This is a genomic window from Campylobacter concisus (assembly GCF_003048445.1).
GTDB lineage: Bacteria > Campylobacterota > Campylobacteria > Campylobacterales > Campylobacteraceae > Campylobacter_A > Campylobacter_A concisus_BF.
Genome location: NZ_PIQW01000002.1, coordinates 23882 through 39888 on the forward strand (window position 1 = coordinate 23882; position 16007 = coordinate 39888).

Genomic DNA, 16007 nt, shown 5'->3' on the forward strand with positions numbered 1-16007 from the left:
TAAAGGAGAAAAAATGAAAGCAAAAATAGGAATTCTAACTATGTCAGATCGCGCAAGCGAGGGCACATACGAGGATAAATCAGGCCCAGCGATCAAAGAGGTGCTTGACGGCTGGATAGTAAGCGAAAGAGAGTATTTTTACGAGGTGATACCAGATGAGCTTGATCTCATAAAAGAGAGGCTCGTACATATGATAGACGTGCTAGGATGCGACCTTGTGCTAACTACTGGAGGCACAGGACCAGCTGTGAGAGACGTCACTCCAGAGGCTACTGAGGCAGTTTGTGAGAAGATGATGCCAGGCTTTGGCGAGCTAATGAGAGCCGCAAGCTTGCAATACGTCCCAACTGCGATCCTATCACGCCAAACAGCAGGCATCAGAGGCCACGCGCTAATTATAAATTTACCAGGCCAGCCAAAGGCGATAAAAGAGTGCTTGGAGCCGGTATTTCCAGCGGTGCCATACTGCATAGACCTTATCGAGGGTGCATTTATCGAGACTGATGAAAACGTGATGAAAGTTTTCCGCCCAAAACAAAAGAAAATTTCATAAACAAAATTTGTTAAACCACTAAAATTTAAAGCCACCGCTTTTATGAAGAGGTGGCAAGTTTTATTTTATCCACTGCTACCTCTTTAAATTTGATGCTTACTAGTTGCTATTTTAATTTTTGCTTTTGTATGCATTTTTTAATTAGTTTTTAGTTTGCTATTTGCCTCGATTTAAATTTTAATGAAATATACAGCGTTTATGTCATATTTTGCGATTAAGTCAGAGTGGCGAAAATTTGCAAAGTATGTATCAAAGATTGCTTGCATAGCGATTATTGGTGAATTAAAATTTTTAAAAGTGGTTTTTATTTAAATGCCTTTAAAGCCAAACATCATAGAGCTATTTTTTAGTTTTTAAACTCAAATTTGTCACCTCATGCGGCATTAAAAAATAGATAAAACGTTTGAAACTTCAGGCCAAATAGTTTAAATTTATTGGTTTTTGATCTTTGTTATCCATTTCTATCGGTATTTGTTTCTTATTTTGAAAGACAGACTAGTAACATTTTCTAAAAGATTTATAGCTAAATTTGCATTATTTTAAATAAACACTACACAAATTAGCATTTTTAATAATAAAAATTAAATATCTATTTTTATTTTATTTATAAATTATCATATATGCCTAAAAAATTGTTAAAAAACTTGATAGCATTACTATCAATGTTAAGAGTATTTTTATCACTTTGTGTTATAATCTGCCAAAAATTTTAAAAAAAGGAAAAGAAAATGGCAGATAAATTTGAATTTCAAACTGAGGTCAATGACCTTTTAAATTTGATGATCCACTCTCTTTACTCAAACAAAGAGATATTTTTAAGAGAGCTCATATCAAACTCAAACGATGCACTTGACAAGCTAAACTACCTATGCTTGACCGATGAAAAGTATAAAAGCCTAAGCTACACTCCAAGGATTGACATCAAAGTAGATGAAAAAGCTAAGACTTTAACCATCAGCGACAACGGTATAGGTATGGATAAAGACGAGCTAATCGCAAATTTAGGCACCATTGCAAGAAGTGGCACAAAAGGTTTTATGCAAAGCTTAAGTGGCGATGCCAAAAAAGATAGCTCGCTTATCGGCCAGTTTGGCGTGGGCTTTTACTCAGCATTTATGGTGGCAAGTAAGATCGAAGTCATAAGCAAACGAGCACTAAGTAACAAAGCCTACAAATGGACATCTGATGCAAAAAGCTATGAGATAGAAGATGCTAGCAAAGATGGCTTTGGTACGGATATCATCTTACATTTAAACGACGATGAATTTGCAAATCCTTGGCGTATCGAAGAGATAGTTAAAAAGTATTCAAACCACATCCCTTATCCTATATTTATGGATAAAGAGAGCTACGTCGCACCAAAAGAAGGCGAAAAAGAAGGCACTTATGAGACCAAAAACGAGCAGATAAACAAGGCAAATGCGCTTTGGAGGCTAAATAAAGCCAGCTTAAAAGAGCAAGACTACAACGACTTTTATAAGCAAATTTCACACGATAGCAGCGATCCGCTCCTTTACATCCACACAAAAGCTGAGGGTAAGATCGAGTATTCGACACTGTTTTATGTGCCAAGCACTGAGCCGTTTGATCTTTTTAGGGTTGATTATCAAAGTGGCGTGAAGCTCTATGTGAAGAGGGTTTTTATAACTGACGATGCAAAAGAGCTTTTGCCACCGTATCTAAGATTTATCAAAGGTGTGATCGACGTTGAAGACCTGCCGTTAAACGTTAGCCGTGAAATTTTACAAGAAAATGCGATCATGCGAACCGTTAAAGAGCAAAGCGTGAAGAAAATTTTAAGCGAGCTTGCAAAAGTAAAAGAGAGCGACCGCGATAAATACATAAAATTTTACAAACTATTTGGCAAGGTTTTAAAAGAGGGACTTTACGGCTTTAACGCTGAAAAAGAGCAAATTTTGGATCTTTGCCTATTTAAAAGCTCAAAAAGAGACGGACTTATCAGCCTAAAAGAGTACAAAGAAGCGATGAAAGAGGATCAAAAATCTATCTACTACATCAGCGGCAACAACGAAAATATGCTAAGAAATTCGCCGCTTCTTGAGAGTTTTAAGAAAAACGACATCGAAGTGTTAATAATGGACGAAGAGATCGACACGATCGTCATGCCAATGGTCAATGAATTTGATAAAACACCTCTAAAATCAGTCTCACACGCTGATATAAATGATGAGATCAAAAACGATGAGAAGGTCGATGAGAGCAAGGTTGCAAACACACTTGTTAAGATGAAAGAAATCTTAAAAGACGAGGTAAAAGACGTTAGGCTAAGCTCAAGGCTCTCAAGCTCGGCTGCTGTGCTAATATATGATAAAAACGACCCTGATTACGCTATGCAAGAGATGTTAAAACAGATGGGACAAGGCGCAAATGCTCCAAAAGTTAAGCCGATCTTGGAGATAAATGCTGATCATGAAATTTTTGCTAAACTTGAGAAAAATGAGGCGATGGTTTATGACATAGCGCCTTTGCTTCTTGATATGGCAAGGCTAAATGAGGGCATGAGCCTAGAAAATCCAGCTAAATTTTCAGAACTTCTAACAAAAGTGATGATAAAAGCTATATAAAATTTGTAAGCCCAAAGAAATTTGGGCTTTTTTAAATTTGTAGTCTATTAAAAGCCTAAAATACGAGCTAAGCGAAATTTGGCTCCATTGTTAGTTTGGCTTTTTCTTATTTTTGCTCTTTATATTTTAAAATTTGAGCGTAAATTTCATCTTTTAGTTTTAATTTTTCTTTTTTCAAGGCATCAAGCTCAGAGGCTTGCGCTGCTTTGTTATCTATCTTTTCATTTAGCTCGTCATGCTTTTTGCAAAGTGCGGCAAAATGAACATCTGCTTTTTTCAACTCATTTATGAGATCAGTGTATTCGTGTAACATACGTAGCTCCTGTAAAAAATTTATAAATTCTAACAAGGCTTTGTAAATGTTTGGCTATCTAAATTTAGATCTATAAAAGCTTAGTGTTTAAGCCAAATTATCACAAAACGCAAAAACTAAACGTATTTTAGCTCTTCTGGCTTGTGTTTGCTCTTTACTAGGCGCTTGGTTAGACGTATGCCATCAACTGTACCGATGACTAAAAGCTTTGTGCCTGTGCCAATTAGAGTGTCGCCATTTGGCATCGGGATAAATTTGTTATTTATGTCTCTAATGCCTACCACGTCAGCATTTGTGATATTTCTTAGGTGTGTCTCTTTTAGCCTTTTAAACCTTATCCAAGAGTAGTCAGGCACAAGAATTTCTTCTATGTCGATAGGCGAGCTTTTTGTGTATAGAAATTGCTCTAGTAAATTTTCCATATCAGGTCTTACGCTCATGGCACTTAGGCGCTGTGCAACTAGGCGAGATGGGCTGACTACGTTATCAGCACCAAGTTTTTTTAGCCTTTGTGTGTCATCTTCGCTATCTGAGTTTGTGATGATATGGTAAGGTTTTTTGCGGCCTATCTCTTTTTCATAAAGTCTAACAGATGCGATAAGTGCGATATTGTCAGCGATATTTGGGCTAAGAGTGATTAGTCCTTTTGCGCTTGATAGATGCGTTTTTAAAAAGGCGATTTGAGTGTGAGGCTGAGCTTTTATGAAGTATGGATACTTGTAAATTTGAGCTATTTCTGCGATATCATCTCTGTCGTCAACCACCACAAATGGTATGTGATTTTCACGAAACTGAGCGCTAAGCTCAATCGTGTATAGGTTGTGATAACAAATAACGAAGTGATTTTTTAGTCTTGCGATCTTGTAAAGCATACGCCTTTCCTTTAAAATGCTAATTAATGTGCCTCTTTTTAGAACTTCTACAACGATACCGATTGATAGCGTAAAAATAATGAAGCCAACAAGGATAAATGTTATAGTAAAAATTCGTCCCTTTGGAGTTATGGGCGCAACTTCGGTAAAACCGACCGTCGTGAAGGTCATACCTGCTTGGTAAAAGGCATCTATGAGAGAGAAGTTATCTATAAAGATATAACCCAGTGTTCCAAAAAGTAACAGTAGTACCACTGAAATTAGTGGAAATCTAAAAGGTTTTAGTTGTTCGTAAAGCTCAGTATCTAGGCTTATTTCTGGTTTTGCGGAGTTTGACCAGTTGAGGAATTTTAAAAGTCTTGAGAGAAAAGACATAAATTCCTCTTCATTTTATCTCTTAGTTTGACTGCTTTTTCATAGTTCTTAGAGTAGAAGCAGCAACTTTTATTCTTCTTGTTGTGCCATCTTCTAGAGTAACACGGATAGTTCTAAGATTTGGTAAAAATCTTCTTTTAGTTTTATTGTTGGCGTGGCTCACGTTGTTGCCTACCATTGGTCCTTTGCCAGTTATCGCACATCTTTTTGACATTTTTTTTCCTTATAAACAAAAATTTCTGCTGATTTTATCTAAACAAAACCAAAGTATTGCTTAAAATGAAGATTTATATTTATAAGTTTTGTTGATTTTTTATTTAATTAAGGCTAAAATAGCCCCAAAATAAAAAATCGGTAAAACAAAAATGCTAACTAAAAATCAAATAGATGAAATTTCAAATTTTATCTATAAAATGCCCGATGCTTTTTATGAGTGCCAAAAGCACTTGGATGAGGGCGACATCACTGCTGCTATGGAGCTTTTTAGGGGTAGTGAGACTTTTAAAGCGTACTTTGCTACGATAGTAAATTTAGGCGATTTTGGCGTTCAAAACAACACTAGAGATATCTATGCGATGGCTTATCCGCTAGGCATAGACAACCTAAAAATGATAATTTGCTCTTATTTTGTTTTTATCAAATCTCCAAAAAGATATAAAAATTTTGGTGTAAATTTACACTCGATGATGGAGTTTAATGCCAAATTTCTATCTGACTGGAGCAAACTTCTAAACTACCTTGGGCTAAAAAATCAAAAAAATTTATTTCTAGCTGCCTACGCGCTTATTCTTCTTATATTTTGCGAGCTGATCTTTTTGAAGTATCCACACTCGCTTAAACATATCGTTGGCTTTTCTGATATGAGCTTTGATAGGATCTTGCAGCGAAGGTTTGATATTTCGCTATTTGGAGTACTTTTAAAGCTTGCAGGATGGGAGAGCGATAGGCTCACTAGAGAAGAAGTTTTGGTTTTAAAATACTTTAAAATTTTGCTCTCTTACGAGGCTAGCATTGCTAAATTTTTTGACTTTGGCATCGATAGGATCACCGATGTTAGTGTCCATGCTTCGGCTGATATGGTTATAAATTTAAAAAAGGCTCTTAGAAAATGAAAGTAACTTTTGAGGGCTCTTTGGCCATTGTTAGGCCATTTGGATTTTTAGAGGTTAATATCACCCCTTCAAGTATCAAAAAGGCCGATATAGAGCAAATTTGCGCAAGGCAGATAAGCGCCATTTTGCTTTCATTAAAAAATGTCACATTTTTTAGCCCACTTTGGCTAAATAGCACGTGCGAGCATCTCTCAGGCATCGCCAGAGAGATAGGCGCTGAGTTTGCAGTTTGCGACTATGACGATACTTTTTACGAGCTTGTCGCAAAGACTTCAAAAAATATTTTGAGATTTTCACTCTTTGAAAATGAAAAAGTTGCGACGCTATTTTTAAATGATACTTTAGCATATAGCAGCGAAGCCATCGTGATTTATAACAAAAACGAGCAGTATAAAGACTACATCAACTCGCTTTTGGAGCAAAAATGTTACAAGTGTAAATTTGTAAAAAGCGTAGAAGAATTTAACGCTGCCAAACAAGCCTACAAATACACCATCAGCACCCTAAATCACATCGTTTTAGGCAAAAAAGAGTTTAGTACCTTTGTAAGAGGCGACGTTGTCATTTATAAGGCAGCAGGGCTTATAGATAGCTCTTTTGTGCAGAAATTTGACTATAAATTTCACGAAAGGTTGCAAAAGGTAGGCTTTAAATTCTTTGTTTTTTGGTCTGATTCGGTTGGTGCTTTAAATACCATAGGTGCTAGTTTTTTGATAAAGCTATCTGAGCTGAGCCAAAAAAGTGGCGGTATAGTGGCAATTTGTGGCTTAAATGAGGGCAACATCTCAGAGACACTTGCATCAAATTTAAAAGCGGCAAAGATACTTTTATATAAAAAGATGGATGACTTTTTCAAAGATGACTCGACGCTTTATTTTAAAAAGCGCCTTATCGACATTGAGCCTACAAAGATGAATAAAAACTTGGTTGAGTTTTTGCCGCTTGTGATCTCAAGTGTCACAGACGTGCTCTCGCCTTTAATAGAGAGTGAAATTTTATGCCTTGATGCGAAGATCAGCAACTTTAACGTAGAGGGTGAAAATGACTATTTGCGGGCTTGCGTCCTCTTTTATGGCGACGTACAGATGAGAATTTTGCTTGGTGTTAAAAAGGACAAGCTTGGTAAAATTTGCTCTATTTTTTCAGATAATGGCGATCTGGAGTGTGGCTGTTTAAGCGGATTTTCTCAAATTTTTAGTATCATTGCAAGCAAAATTTTAGATATTTTCATCGAGAGAAATTTAAAGGTAAAACTTAGCAACTTTAAATTTTTCGAAAATGAGATGTTTTTTGACAGAGCAAGCAGTGGAATTTTTGCCACATTAAATGCAAAAGAGAGCCAAACTGGCGTGATTTTTATAAGTAAATAAGGATTTAAAATGTACGTTGCACCTAGTATTTTGTCGGCTGATTTTGGAAATTTAGCAGCTGAGATAAGAGCCATTTGCGAGGCTGGGTGCGATCTGGTGCATGTTGATGTTATGGATGGGCATTTTGTGCCAAATTTAACCATCGGACCAGTCGTGGTAAGTGCCGTTGCAAAGGCTGCTACAAAGCCACTTGATATACATTTGATGGTTGAAAATAACTCATTTTTTGCCGACCTTTTCTTGCCGTTAAAGCCAAAATTTCTAACCTTTCACATAGAAGAAGAGAAGCATCCAATGAGGCTCATCGATCACATCAGAAAAAATGGCGTTAGCCCTGGCATCGTGCTAAATCCGCACACGCCAGTTAGTGCGATCGAGCACATCATCGATGAAGTCGATATGGTGCTATTAATGAGCGTAAATCCTGGCTTTGGTGGTCAGAAATTTATGCCAGTCGTGCTTGAGAAAACAAGGGCACTAAGGGAGCTAATAGAGCGCAAAAACGCCAAGTGCCTCATAGAAGTAGATGGCGGGGTGAACGGACTAAATGCGCCTGATCTTGAAGAGGCTGGGGCTGATGTCTTGGTGGCTGGCAGCTATATCTTCTCATCAAATTCTTACGAACAAGCCATTCGCGCCATAAAGCTTGAGTTTTGAAACCAAAAAAACAGCGTTTAGAAAATAGCATTGAAATTTTAGCTAGGCAAAATTTAGGCTATCACGAGTTTATCTTGAAATTTAGCGATATCGAGGAAATTTCATCGCTCATTGACGTGCGCGACCTTGATATGTGGCGAACTCTCGGGCTTGACATCGCTAGAAATGAAAGCAACGAGATCGAGCTTGGCACGAGATTTAGAGATATTAGCGAGCAGGAATTTTGCGTCGTGGATATCGAAACGACTGGTGGCACGACAAATGGCCAGATTATCGAAATAGGCGCTATAAAAATGAAAAATGGCACCGAAATAGGGCGCTTTGAAAGCTTTGTAGCAGCTAGTGTGGTGCCTGAAAATATCACAGAGCTAACTGGCATAAGAGCAAGCGATCTAGTTGGTGCGCCAAATTTGCTAAACGTGCTGGAGCGGTTTAAAATTTTTCTGGGGACTAGCGTCTTTATCGCGCACAATGTAAATTTTGACTACGGATTTATCTCTCATAGCCTAAATGAGATCGGCCTTGGCATACTGCTAAACAGAAAGCTTTGCACCATCGATCTTAGCCGCCGCACCATTGCCTCGCAAAAATACGGCCTTGGCTCGCTAAAGGAGCTTCTTGGCATAAACAACACCCATCACAGAGCCCTAAATGACGCGGTAGCGGCTGCTGAAATCTTTAAAGTCTGCTTAACTCGCCTACCTTTTAGTATCCAAACTACAGAGGATCTCATAAGCTTTAGCAAAAATGCCCCAAGCGTAAAGCTAAAACCAGAGTCGGTTTTAAAAGCTTTGGAGTAGGGCTGGTTTAAATTTAAGTCTCTTGGCTGGGAATTTAGAAATTTGATTTAGCTATGACCTGTTTAAACGAGATCGTCTATCTTTTCTTAGTTTGCGATCATCATGCTTTCAATAACGGCGCGATCTATCGCCCTGCAAGCGCTGATCTTTATAAAAGCCCTAAATAGCGTTGTCATTGTGATAAATTTCTCGTGAATGCCAGTTTTTTATATGTATAGCTGCTGATGTCGATGACACAGTTTGCTAGGTGGTTTTGCTTTTATAACAAATTTAGAGCTTGCACCAATGTGAAAATTTACTTTCGCTAAAACTGCGTGATAAATTTGGAGTTAAATTTAGCCTTTAAAGCAACGATGAACTTTTGGCTAAATTTCAAAGCGTTACGCCAAATGTCAGGGAGCTTAGGTAGTTTAAAACGCATAGCAAAACGCCTATTTGCGTGGTGAAATCAAAAATTTCTGCGTGGATGCGACGAGCAAGAGTGAGCTAGAGGGCTACACGCGTGGTTGGCCTATGCAAACTGACTGCAAGCGCGAAGTGGTGGCTGAGCTTGTGAAGCGTGGCGTAGTGAAAGATGAGCCTGAGCTATTTCATAAATTTGAGATATTTGGGTAGGTTTTGATCGCTGTAATGTTATAAATTTAAAAATTAGGCAAGCATATAGCTTGCCTAAACTACGAAAGTTTTTTGATCGCTTCAACTATGAGGTTGCACTTTTTAACGACTGAGTTTATCTCTAGATATTCGTTTTTCGTGTGCATGTTGCCACCAGTTGGACCAAGGCCGTCTATCGTAGGACATCCTGCCGATGCGCTGATATTGCCATCACTTAGTCCGCCAGCATTGACCCAAGTGACCTTTGTGCCAGTGGCCTTCGCAGCCTCGTCAAAGACTTTTTTGATATTTGGCAAATTTACCTCGTCTATCATCGGCCCTTCTTCGTTTATAAGGATGCGCTCACAGCTCACTTCTGACACTATCGGATGAGATAAAATTTCGTCCATTTTCTTATGCAAAAACTCTACCGAGCTAGCGTGGCGATATCTCATCTCAAATGTCACACTGGCAAAGTCTGGCACGACGTTTTGGGCGTCGCCACCTTTTGTCATTATACTATTAAATGTATGACCAGCCTTAAAATCAGTGAGTTTTGAAAGCTCAACGATGAAATTTGCAGCCTCCACGACAGCCGAACGGCCGCGCTCTGGGTGGTTGCCAGCGTGCGCGCTAACGCCACGGAAATTTAGCACATAAGAGATCACGCCCTTTCTAGTAGCCACCATCGAGCCATCTTCTCTTGCAGGCTCGACGACTAGGGCGTAGCGAGACTTCTTGGCTAGCTCTCTTATGGCGTCTTTGGCGAAATTTGAGCCAGTCTCTTCATGTGAGTTTAAAAAGAGGCCGATCTTTAGTTTGCTAAGATCAAGCTCTTTGATGACGTAAAGCGAGAGCAGGCTGCCGCCTTTATCGTCGATCGCGCCAAGTGCGTTGATGCGCTCATCTATCTTGCTAAATGGCACATCAGCCTTTGTGCCCACAGGAAAAACGGTGTCCATGTGTCCGATGAATAAAAAGTCGTAGCTTTTTGTCTCAAGGTCGTTTGAGATGAAAAGGCAAGGAGCGACCTTGTCAGTGCCAAGCTCTATGCTCCTGCTTTTTAAGCCTAAAATTTCAGCTCTTTTTTTAAACCAAGCTGCAACTTCATTTACGCCATCTATGCTTGAAGTTGGGCTTTCGATGTCGGTTAGCTCCTTTAAATCGGCTAAATATTCATTTATTTCACTATCTTTCATCTTTTATCCTTATACGAGCAAGCTCATCACAAACATTGCTAAATAGGCATTTAGGATGCAAATTCCAAAAAGCACGAGATAGTGTCTGCCTGGTACTTCAAGCACGCCTAAAACTCGTCCCATGTACTGCACAGTCGAGCCAACTAGCGCCATGCCAGGAAGCAAGACAGCGATATCGTTTGCATTTAGTGTACCATCTCCAACAAGCGCTACTAGCACGCCTGCTGAGCCGCCCCAGCTCAAAAATGCAGCCATGAAAACGGCTATGGACTCACCTGGAAGACCAAGTGGAAGCATGATAAACCCCAGAAATTTGCCTATCACGCTAAGCGCGCCAGATACTTTTAGGATGTGAATGATGACAAAGGCCATAAGCACGTTTGGGATAGTGTTTTTTACGGCAATGTCCCAGCCTTTTCTAGCGCCCTCTACAAATACGTCGGTTATTAGTTTATTTTCAGTCATCTCTTACTCCTCATCATCTTTGACAAATTTTTTGACATAAAGTCTCATCAAATTTGCTCCTAAAATTTTAAAGACAAAGACTATGCCAAGCACCATGGCTATGGTAGCAGGGGCTGTGTTGCCAGCTTTGTCAGTCACTAGTAAAACCGGAGCAAATGAAGATAAGAAATTTGTGATCATCGCACCAGCGCTAAACTGAAACGCTGCAAAGATGAGAAGCTCTTTGTGTGAGATGAGGCCATCTTGACGCAAAAATTTAGCCGTTGAGCTGCCTGCGTCGGTGCTTTGCGTGCTTGCTATCAAAGAGATAGAGCAACATCCTGGTATTCCAATAAGTGGTTTTAAAACAGGTGTTAGCAGTCTTGAAGCTGCGTAAAGTGCATGGTATTTCTCAAAAATAGCAACAAAGCCAAGTGCGAGCATGACGGCAGGGGCAAGGCTAAGGGCAAATAAAAAGCCGCCTTTTGCGCTAGTGCCGCTTCCTGTTTTAAACCATTCTGGAAATTGACCAGCAAGTTTGCTAAAGTCAAAGATGCCACCATAGGTATTTTGTAAAAAACCTCCGAAGAAAACGATCGCAATTGCAAGTGTGATCGTACCGATGATGAGTTTTTTAGTATCACTACTATCTTTCATAAAGCCTCCTTTGATTTGGGATTTGTTTAAATATTATAACGCCTATGCTTATGTAATATTTAAAATATAAAATTTGATAATTAATTATGAAATTTTATGAGTAATTTATATATAAAAATTATTATGCGATAAAAGTTAGCATTATAGAGGTTTATAATGTAAATTTAAAGTATATGAAAATTTAGAAATTTGGATTTAAGATCTAGGATTTAGGGTAAAAATGGCTTCTAAACTTAAATTTAAAAGCCATTTATCTTTTAGCTCTCTTTTAAAAGCTTGCTTGCAAGCATATCTGCTTTTGCTTTGTCGGTGTCTTTTTTGACGGATTTGTAAATTTTAGAGATGTAGTTTTCTAAAACTTCGTGGCAAGAGATCACTTTTTCGCCCTCGCGTCTAGCTACTTTTGTGTATTCGCCGTTATTTTGTAGCTCAAATGCTAGGTCGTTATCGCTTAGTTGAAGCTCTAAAATTTCAAGCAATCTCTCTTGAAGTCTTGGCTCAAAGATAGGCGTCATGAGCTCCAAGCGGCGCTCTAAATTTCGTGGCATCCAGTCAGCGCTTGAGATGTAAATTTTTGGATTAGCGTGTTTGAAATATAAAATTCTGGCGTGCTCTAAGTATTTGCCTATGATCGAGCGAACTCTTATGTTTTCGCTTTTGCCTTTTACGCCAGGCCTTAGTCCGCAGACACCTCGGACGATTAAGTCGATCTTCACGCCTGCGTTTGAAGCACGGCTAAGCTCGTTTATCACATCTTCGTCTATTAGCGCGTTCATCTTAGCGATGATCCTACCTTCGCTGCCTTTGCTGGCCTCCACTCTTATCTTTTCTATTATGCGCTCTTTTATCTGAAAGGGCGACATGCTAAGGGCGTTTAGGCGGCGGTTTTTGTTATATCCTGAGAGGATGTGAAAAAACGAGGTCGTATCTTGACTAAATTCCTCTTTGCTCGTAAATAGGCTAACGTCGGTGTAAATTTTAGCTGAGCTGCCGTTGTAGTTGCCAGTGCCAAAGTGCATGTAAAATTTGAGTTTATCGCCGATCTGGCGGATCACTTGGCTAACTTTTGCATGGACTTTAAAGCCTGTGATGCCATATATCACGTGTGCGCCAGCATCTTCAAGCGCCTTTGCCCAGTGGAGGTTATTTTCTTCATCAAACCTTGCTTTTAGCTCGACCATTACAGTTACTTGCTTGCCGTCGCTTGCAGCGTCTATCAGGCTTTGGATGATCGGTGAGTTTTTATCGACCCTGTAAAGCGTCATGCGTATCGAGATCACCTTTGGATCTTTGCTCGCTTCTCTTATAAAGCTAACGACTGGATCAAAGCTCTCAAATGGATGAACTAGCAGCACATCCTCTTTATCTATAGCATCAAAGATCGAGACGCCGTTGCCAAATGGAGGCAGGGTTTTTGGGGCGTATGGTGGGTTTGCTAGGTGGCTGAAGTTCTTGCTCCCAGCTATCTCCCAAAGAGAGCTAAGTGTGAGTGGGATGCTTGAAAAGTAGATATCTTTGTGAAAAATTTTCATATGGAAATTTAAAAACTCTAAGATATCAGCGTCTGCATCTTTGTCTATCTGCATACGCACAAAAGCCCCTTTTCTACGAAGCTTTAGCCCTTGCTCAAGTATCATCATAAAATCATCCGCCTCTTCTTCTTCGATGACGATATCAGCGTTTCTTGTCACTCTAAAAGCAGCCGAGCTAATGAGCTTATACCCTGGGAAAATTTCTTCTGCGTGGCGGTGCACGATCGTTTCAATCGGCACAAAAACGTTGCTACTTGGCTGGGTAAATCTTGGCAAAACTCTTGAAATTCTTATCATGCCGTATTTTAAAATTTCAGGATGCTCGATGTCAGCTAGCTTAACGGCAAGCGAGAAGCTAAGGTTGTTTAGGTGCGGAAATGGATGTGTCGCATCAACAGCGATTGGCACGATGACTGGCAGGATGTTTGAGAAAAAGTATTCGTCGCATTTTTGTTTTAAACTATCATCAAGCTCGTCATAGTTTTTGATAAAAAGACCCTCTTTACTAAGCGCATCAACAGTGTTTTTGTAGTGAGCCTCGACTAAATTTTGCTCATCTTGCAGGTACTTTCTGATCTCTCTTAGCTGATCAAGAGGGCTCATGCCGTCACTACTACTTGTCGTCACTCCAGCTGCAAAAAGCTGCTTTAGTCCGGCCACTCTTATCATATAAAATTCATCAAGATTTGTCATATAAATGGCTATAAATTTTAGCTTTTCAAGTAAAGGTATATCCTTTTCACACTGAGCGAGCACCCTTGAGTTAAAGCGTAGCCAGCTTAATTCGCGGTTGATAAAAAGAGTTTCGTTTTCGCTCATCATTTTCTCCTTATGATTTTTGATTATTTTATGATATGTGCGGTTATAAAGTTCTTATTTTGTTAAAAATTTAGTTACAATAGTGCAAATTTTAAACGTAAAGGTTTTTTATGTCGGATTACATTATATTAGTTGGCATTTTTGTTGTGGCGGTTGTTGTCTTTGCGCTCATCAAAAAGGTCTCTTTTTAGCCTTTAAATTTCTCCCACCACAAGTAGGCAAAGATGAGCCCAAAGCCCTTGACCTTGCTCTCGTCAAAGGCAAATTTCATCATATCTTCTCGTTTTATAAAAACTAGCTCGATATCTTCGCCATCAACGCCACCACCTGAATTTACCTTCATGCTTTCATTGATCTTTGCGTAAAACATCGTTTGCATGTTACCGCCAAAGCCAAAAGCACCGTAAGTCATCGTGATGCGCTCCATCTCTTTTAGCTCATATCCGACCTCTTCGATTGCCTCTTCTCTAGCGGTTTGTTCTTCGCTTAGCCCCTTATCCATAAGCCCTGCACAAAGCTCATAAGTAAAGCCTTGCTCGTTTGTTTTGATGCCTTCTTTTTCTTGCGAGTACCAAACGGCTGGACGAAACTGCTTGACAAACAAAAATGCATCTTTTTCCTCGTGATATAAAAATATACTAACGCTATTCATCACCTTGACGCAGTCCCAGTCCCTTTGCAAGCCATTTTGTTTAAATTTCATCTTAAATGGCTTTAGGTATTTTGACTCACCAAGAGGTAAAATTTCTAAATTTGTTATAGTAGTATCCATTTTGCAAGTCCTAAAAAGCTAAAAAATCCTATCGCATCAGTAAATGTAGTAAGAATGACCGCCGAGCCAACGGCAGGATCGATGTTAAAGCGCCTTAGCGTCAAAGGTATGATCGTGCCAAAAAAGCCAGCGAAGAACAAATTTGTAACCATACTAAGGCCAATAACTACGCCAAGCATGCCTTTATCAAACCAAACAGCGGCTATCACGCCCATGATAGCGCCAAAGATGAGGCCATTTACGAGTGAGATCGTCACCTCACGCTTTAAAACGTTCTTTGCATCTTTAAATTCTATCTCGCCAAGTGCCAAGCGGCGAACTGTAACGGCAAGTGCTTGTGTGCCGGTGTTGCCACCCATTGAAGCGACTATTGGCATAAGCACGGCAAGTGCGACGTAAGCTGCGATCGTCTCGTCAAAAAGTCCGATGATAGATGAGCTAAAAAGGGCTGTTAGTAAATTTATACCAAGCCAAACCGCACGTCCACGACCAGCTTTAAATAACGTATCATCCTCTTCTGACTCGTCATCAACGCCAGCTAGGTTATAAATTTGCTCTGTTGCGCTCTCTTGGATGTAGTCGTGGATATCATCAGCCGTGATACGACCAAGCAGTATGCCAGTGCTACTTGTAACTGCGATAACATTTAGATCGTACTCTTGAAACATATCAGCGACATCTTGCATGAGATCCATATCGTTTGCCATGTGAGGCTTGTAGTGGTCGATCTGGGTTGATTCGATATTTTGTTTTAGCGTCTTTGTAAAGTCAAAAAGGATGAGATCTTCAAGCGGGATGGCGTATTGCAAGACACTATTTTTATCGATGATGAAAAGCTGTGAGACATTTTCTAGTTTGCCTTCTTGCTTCTCTTGTCTTAGTCTTGCGACTGCGCTGCCAAGTTTCTCTTCAAGATGAGCTGAAAATAGCTCTGTTTGCATGTGCGCACCAGCTCTATCTTCGTCATAGCTTCTAAGTCTTAAAATTTCGTTTTGATTTTCTTTATCTAGCTCGTTAAAAAGCTCTCTAGCCTTGTCTTCATCGATATCTTCGATGTATTGAAGTAGGTCTGTCGCATCGTCACTCTCTAGCTCTTCAAGCGCTTCTACGATCTTTTCAGCTGGGAGCGTGTCGATCACGTCTTTTAGCATGTGATCAGGTAACTCTATCGCCACATCACCCAAAATTTCAGGATCTAGCTTTTCAAGATACTTGGCAAAAAGCTCTTCATCGTGCTTTTTAAGTGTTTTAAGATGCTGGGCTAGCTCGTAAGCAGAGAGCTCGCCGTCTTCTAAATTTTCATCTAAGTGCTGATCTATCAGCTCTTTTGCTTCTTCTAGTTCTTGGCTCAAG

At 39.6% G+C, this 16007-nt stretch carries 16 protein-coding genes; 7 read left to right on the forward strand and 9 right to left on the reverse strand.

The features are described 5' to 3' along the window. Positions 1–13 precede the first annotated feature (13 nt). Positions 14–553: a molybdopterin adenylyltransferase gene (mog, locus tag CVT14_RS01375; protein ID WP_002940911.1), complete on the forward strand. Its 540-nt coding sequence runs from the start codon at positions 14–16 to the stop codon at positions 551–553. A gap of 728 nt (positions 554–1281) precedes the next feature. After that, positions 1282–3138: a molecular chaperone HtpG gene (htpG, locus tag CVT14_RS01380; RefSeq protein ID WP_107849506.1), complete on the forward strand. Its 1857-nt coding sequence runs from the start codon at positions 1282–1284 to the stop codon at positions 3136–3138. Positions 3139–3244: 106 nt separating this feature from the next. Here htpG and CVT14_RS01385 read toward each other — a convergent pair whose 3' ends face one another. The 3 genes from CVT14_RS01385 to rpmB form a co-directional block, all read right to left on the reverse strand. Next, a complete protein-coding gene (locus CVT14_RS01385; RefSeq protein WP_107849507.1) occupies positions 3245–3451 on the reverse strand; it encodes a DUF465 domain-containing protein in 207 nt (68 codons plus the stop codon). Between the two features lie 116 nt (positions 3452–3567). Continuing rightward, a complete protein-coding gene (locus CVT14_RS01390) occupies positions 3568–4698 on the reverse strand; it encodes a potassium channel family protein (protein WP_107849508.1) in 1131 nt (376 codons plus the stop codon). Positions 4699–4720: 22 nt separating this feature from the next. Beyond that, positions 4721–4912: a 50S ribosomal protein L28 gene (gene rpmB, locus CVT14_RS01395; RefSeq protein WP_002942221.1), complete on the reverse strand. Its 192-nt coding sequence runs from the start codon at positions 4910–4912 to the stop codon at positions 4721–4723. A gap of 151 nt (positions 4913–5063) precedes the next feature. Here rpmB and CVT14_RS01400 point away from each other — a divergent pair, with 151 nt between their 5' ends. The 5 genes from CVT14_RS01400 to CVT14_RS01425 all read left to right on the forward strand — a co-directional run bounded on the left by CVT14_RS01400 (position 5064) and on the right by CVT14_RS01425 (position 9252). Further along, positions 5064–5810: a hypothetical protein gene (locus CVT14_RS01400; protein WP_107849509.1), complete on the forward strand. Its 747-nt coding sequence runs from the start codon at positions 5064–5066 to the stop codon at positions 5808–5810. Beyond that, entirely contained in the window at positions 5807–7180 is a 1374-nt protein-coding gene (locus CVT14_RS01405; protein WP_107849510.1) for a prephenate dehydrogenase, read from the forward strand. Before CVT14_RS01400 ends, CVT14_RS01405 begins: the two co-directional genes overlap by 4 nt. 9 nt (positions 7181–7189) lie before the next feature. After that, positions 7190–7837 (forward strand): ribulose-phosphate 3-epimerase, encoded by a 648-nt coding sequence (gene rpe, locus CVT14_RS01410; protein WP_009293926.1) that lies wholly within the window; start codon positions 7190–7192, stop codon positions 7835–7837. After that, positions 7834–8637 (forward strand): 3'-5' exonuclease, encoded by an 804-nt coding sequence (locus CVT14_RS01415; protein ID WP_021089115.1) that lies wholly within the window; start codon positions 7834–7836, stop codon positions 8635–8637. Before rpe ends, CVT14_RS01415 begins: the two co-directional genes overlap by 4 nt. A gap of 435 nt (positions 8638–9072) precedes the next feature. After that, positions 9073–9252: a hypothetical protein gene (locus tag CVT14_RS01425; RefSeq protein ID WP_021089066.1), complete on the forward strand. Its 180-nt coding sequence runs from the start codon at positions 9073–9075 to the stop codon at positions 9250–9252. 59 nt (positions 9253–9311) lie between these two features. Here the strand turns inward: CVT14_RS01425 and CVT14_RS01430 are convergent, their stop codons facing one another. From CVT14_RS01430 to mgtE, 6 genes are all read right to left on the reverse strand, one after another. Then, complete coding sequence (locus CVT14_RS01430) at positions 9312–10430, reverse strand: M20/M25/M40 family metallo-hydrolase (RefSeq protein ID WP_021089181.1); 1119 nt, start codon at positions 10428–10430, stop codon at positions 9312–9314. Between the two features lie 9 nt (positions 10431–10439). Next, positions 10440–10895, reverse strand: a complete 456-nt coding sequence (locus CVT14_RS01435) for a YjiG family protein (protein ID WP_002942766.1) — start codon at positions 10893–10895, stop codon at positions 10440–10442. 3 nt (positions 10896–10898) lie between these two features. Then, complete coding sequence (locus CVT14_RS01440) at positions 10899–11531, reverse strand: nucleoside recognition domain-containing protein (protein ID WP_107849511.1); 633 nt, start codon at positions 11529–11531, stop codon at positions 10899–10901. Between the two features lie 257 nt (positions 11532–11788). Then, on the reverse strand, positions 11789–13906 hold the full coding sequence (locus tag CVT14_RS01445; RefSeq protein WP_265094435.1) for an RNA degradosome polyphosphate kinase: 2118 nt from the start codon (positions 13904–13906) through the stop codon (positions 11789–11791). Positions 13907–14069: 163 nt separating this feature from the next. Beyond that, positions 14070–14654, reverse strand: coding sequence for an NUDIX domain-containing protein (locus CVT14_RS01450; protein ID WP_107849512.1), 585 nt, complete (start codon positions 14652–14654; stop codon positions 14070–14072). Further along, complete coding sequence (gene mgtE / locus CVT14_RS01455) at positions 14639–16006, reverse strand: magnesium transporter (protein ID WP_107849513.1); 1368 nt, start codon at positions 16004–16006, stop codon at positions 14639–14641. Before mgtE ends, CVT14_RS01450 begins: the two co-directional genes overlap by 16 nt. Position 16007: the final 1 nt, after the last annotated feature.

What these genes read in the sequence shown, in the direction of transcription:
- mog (WP_002940911.1), top strand. Translation starts at nt 14, where the DNA reads ATGAAAGCAAAAATAGGAATTCTAACTATGTCAGATCGCGCAAGCGAG.
- htpG (WP_107849506.1), top strand. Translation starts at nt 1,282, where the DNA reads ATGGCAGATAAATTTGAATTTCAAACTGAGGTCAATGACCTTTTAAAT.
- CVT14_RS01385 (WP_107849507.1), bottom strand. Translation starts at nt 3,451, where the DNA reads ATGTTACACGAATACACTGATCTCATAAATGAGTTGAAAAAAGCAGAT.
- CVT14_RS01390 (WP_107849508.1), bottom strand. Translation starts at nt 4,698, where the DNA reads ATGTCTTTTCTCTCAAGACTTTTAAAATTCCTCAACTGGTCAAACTCC.
- rpmB (WP_002942221.1), bottom strand. Translation starts at nt 4,912, where the DNA reads ATGTCAAAAAGATGTGCGATAACTGGCAAAGGACCAATGGTAGGCAAC.
- CVT14_RS01400 (WP_107849509.1), top strand. Translation starts at nt 5,064, where the DNA reads ATGCTAACTAAAAATCAAATAGATGAAATTTCAAATTTTATCTATAAA.
- CVT14_RS01405 (WP_107849510.1), top strand. Translation starts at nt 5,807, where the DNA reads ATGAAAGTAACTTTTGAGGGCTCTTTGGCCATTGTTAGGCCATTTGGA.
- rpe (WP_009293926.1), top strand. Translation starts at nt 7,190, where the DNA reads ATGTACGTTGCACCTAGTATTTTGTCGGCTGATTTTGGAAATTTAGCA.
- CVT14_RS01430 (WP_021089181.1), bottom strand. Translation starts at nt 10,430, where the DNA reads ATGAAAGATAGTGAAATAAATGAATATTTAGCCGATTTAAAGGAGCTA.
- CVT14_RS01435 (WP_002942766.1), bottom strand. Translation starts at nt 10,895, where the DNA reads ATGACTGAAAATAAACTAATAACCGACGTATTTGTAGAGGGCGCTAGA.
- CVT14_RS01440 (WP_107849511.1), bottom strand. Translation starts at nt 11,531, where the DNA reads ATGAAAGATAGTAGTGATACTAAAAAACTCATCATCGGTACGATCACA.
- CVT14_RS01450 (WP_107849512.1), bottom strand. Translation starts at nt 14,654, where the DNA reads ATGGATACTACTATAACAAATTTAGAAATTTTACCTCTTGGTGAGTCA.